This is a genomic window from Pseudomonas lini (assembly GCF_001042905.1).
Taxonomy (GTDB): domain Bacteria; phylum Pseudomonadota; class Gammaproteobacteria; order Pseudomonadales; family Pseudomonadaceae; genus Aquipseudomonas; species Aquipseudomonas lini.
In genome coordinates this window covers 1-3,363 of record NZ_JYLB01000020.1, presented here as the reverse complement: position 1 = coordinate 3,363, position 3,363 = coordinate 1, and the positions used below count along the sequence as shown (strand labels likewise).

The 3,363-nt window shown below is 50.9% G+C and carries 2 tRNA genes and 1 rRNA gene; all 3 read left to right on the top strand.

Features of this window, described 5'->3' with window-relative positions:
- Positions 1 to 7 precede the first annotated feature (7 nt).
- The 3 genes from TU81_RS29025 (at position 8) to TU81_RS29015 (ending at position 3,317) form a co-directional block, all read left to right on the top strand.
- A tRNA-Ile gene (locus TU81_RS29025) sits at positions 8 to 84 on the top strand.
- Positions 85 to 114: 30 nt separating this feature from the next.
- Positions 115 to 190: transfer RNA gene (locus tag TU81_RS29020), tRNA-Ala, on the top strand.
- Between the two features lie 235 nt (positions 191 to 425).
- Positions 426 to 3,317, top strand: a 23S ribosomal RNA gene (locus TU81_RS29015).
- Positions 3,318 to 3,363 lie beyond the last annotated feature (46 nt).

Sequence of the window (3,363 nt, the reverse complement as noted above, 5' to 3'; positions counted from 1 at the left end):
CGAAATTGGGTCTGTAGCTCAGTTGGTTAGAGCGCACCCCTGATAAGGGTGAGGTCGGCAGTTCGAATCTGCCCAGACCCACCAATTTTGTGTGGGAAACGCCTGTAGAAATACGGGGCCATAGCTCAGCTGGGAGAGCGCCTGCCTTGCACGCAGGAGGTCAACGGTTCGATCCCGTTTGGCTCCACCACTACTGCTTCTGTTTGTTGAAAGCTTAGAAATGAGCATTCTACCAAAACGGTGATGAATGTTGATTTCTAGTCTTTGATTAGATCGTTCTTTAAAAATTTGGGTATGTGATAGAAAGATAGACTGGATAACACTTTCACTGGTGTTGTTCAGGCTAAGGTAAAATTTGTGAGTTTAATCGCGAATTTTCGGCGAATGTCGTCTTCACAGTATAACCAGATTGCTTGGGGTTATATGGTCAAGTGAAGAAGCGCATACGGTGGATGCCTTGGCAGTCAGAGGCGATGAAAGACGTGGTAGCCTGCGAAAAGCTTCGGGGAGTCGGCAAACAGACTTTGATCCGGAGATATCTGAATGGGGGAACCCACCTAACATAAGTTAGGTATCTTAAGCTGAATACATAGGCTTAAGAAGCGAACCAGGGGAACTGAAACATCTAAGTACCCTGAGGAAAAGAAATCAACCGAGATTCCCTTAGTAGTGGCGAGCGAACGGGGACTAGCCCTTAAGTGGCTTTGAGATTAGCGGAACGCTCTGGAAAGTGCGGCCATAGTGGGTGATAGCCCTGTACGCGAAAATCTCTTAGTCATGAAATCGAGTAGGACGGAGCACGAGAAACTTTGTCTGAATATGGGGGGACCATCCTCCAAGGCTAAATACTACTGACTGACCGATAGTGAACTAGTACCGTGAGGGAAAGGCGAAAAGAACCCCGGAGAGGGGAGTGAAATAGATCCTGAAACCGTATGCGTACAAGCAGTGGGAGCCCACTTTGTTGGGTGACTGCGTACCTTTTGTATAATGGGTCAGCGACTTATTTTCAGTGGCGAGCTTAACCGAATAGGGGAGGCGTAGCGAAAGCGAGTCTTAATAGGGCGTCTAGTCGCTGGGAATAGACCCGAAACCGGGCGATCTATCCATGGGCAGGTTGAAGGTTGGGTAACACTAACTGGAGGACCGAACCGACTACCGTTGAAAAGTTAGCGGATGACCTGTGGATCGGAGTGAAAGGCTAATCAAGCTCGGAGATAGCTGGTTCTCCTCGAAAGCTATTTAGGTAGCGCCTCATGTATCACTGTAGGGGGTAGAGCACTGTTTCGGCTAGGGGGTCATCCCGACTTACCAAACCGATGCAAACTCCGAATACCTACAAGTGCCGAGCATGGGAGACACACGGCGGGTGCTAACGTCCGTCGTGAAAAGGGAAACAACCCAGACCGTCAGCTAAGGTCCCAAAGTTATGGTTAAGTGGGAAACGATGTGGGAAGGCTTAGACAGCTAGGAGGTTGGCTTAGAAGCAGCCACCCTTTAAAGAAAGCGTAATAGCTCACTAGTCGAGTCGGCCTGCGCGGAAGATGTAACGGGGCTCAAACCATACACCGAAGCTACGGGTATCACTTAGGTGATGCGGTAGAGGAGCGTTCTGTAAGCCTGTGAAGGTGAGTTGAGAAGCTTGCTGGAGGTATCAGAAGTGCGAATGCTGACATGAGTAACGACAATGGGTGTGAAAAACACCCACGCCGAAAGACCAAGGTTTCCTGCGCAACGTTAATCGACGCAGGGTTAGTCGGTCCCTAAGGCGAGGCTGAAAAGCGTAGTCGATGGAAAACAGGTTAATATTCCTGTACTTCTGGTTATTGCGATGGAGGGACGGAGAAGGCTAGGCCAGCTTGGCGTTGGTTGTCCAAGTTTAAGGTGGTAGGCTGGAATCTTAGGTAAATCCGGGATTCCAAGGCCGAGAGCTGATGACGAGTGTTCTTTTAGAACACGAAGTGGTTGATGCCATGCTTCCAAGAAAAGCTTCTAAGCTTCAGGTAACCAGGAACCGTACCCCAAACCGACACAGGTGGTTGGGTAGAGAATACCAAGGCGCTTGAGAGAACTCGGGTGAAGGAACTAGGCAAAATGGCACCGTAACTTCGGGAGAAGGTGCGCCGGTGAGGGTGAAGCATTTACTGCGTAAGCCCACGCCGGTCGAAGATACCAGGCCGCTGCGACTGTTTATTAAAAACACAGCACTCTGCAAACACGAAAGTGGACGTATAGGGTGTGACGCCTGCCCGGTGCCGGAAGGTTAATTGATGGGGTTAGCTAACGCGAAGCTCTTGATCGAAGCCCCGGTAAACGGCGGCCGTAACTATAACGGTCCTAAGGTAGCGAAATTCCTTGTCGGGTAAGTTCCGACCTGCACGAATGGCGTAACGATGGCGGCGCTGTCTCCACCCGAGACTCAGTGAAATTGAAATCGCTGTGAAGATGCAGTGTATCCGCGGCTAGACGGAAAGACCCCGTGAACCTTTACTATAGCTTTGCACTGGACTTTGAATTTGCTTGTGTAGGATAGGTGGGAGGCTTTGAAGCGTGGACGCCAGTTCGCGTGGAGCCAACCTTGAAATACCACCCTGGCAACTTTGAGGTTCTAACTCAGGTCCGTTATCCGGATCGAGGACAGTGTATGGTGGGTAGTTTGACTGGGGCGGTCTCCTCCTAAAGAGTAACGGAGGAGTACGAAGGTGCGCTCAGACCGGTCGGAAATCGGTCGTAGAGTATAAAGGCAAAAGCGCGCTTGACTGCGAGACAGACACGTCGAGCAGGTACGAAAGTAGGTCTTAGTGATCCGGTGGTTCTGTATGGAAGGGCCATCGCTCAACGGATAAAAGGTACTCCGGGGATAACAGGCTGATACCGCCCAAGAGTTCATATCGACGGCGGTGTTTGGCACCTCGATGTCGGCTCATCACATCCTGGGGCTGAAGCCGGTCCCAAGGGTATGGCTGTTCGCCATTTAAAGTGGTACGCGAGCTGGGTTTAGAACGTCGTGAGACAGTTCGGTCCCTATCTGCCGTGGACGTTTGAGATTTGAGAGGGGCTGCTCCTAGTACGAGAGGACCGGAGTGGACGAACCTCTGGTGTTCCGGTTGTCACGCCAGTGGCATTGCCGGGTAGCTATGTTCGGAATAGATAACCGCTGAAAGCATCTAAGCGGGAAACTAGCCTCAAGATGAGATCTCACTGGGACCTTGAGTCCCCTGAAGGGCCGTCGAAGACTACGACGTTGATAGGTTGGGTGTGTAAGCGCTGTGAGGCGTTGAGCTAACCAATACTAATTGCCCGTGAGGCTTGACCATATAACACCCAAGCAATTTGCTGACCCTTCTTTATAAATAAAAAGGG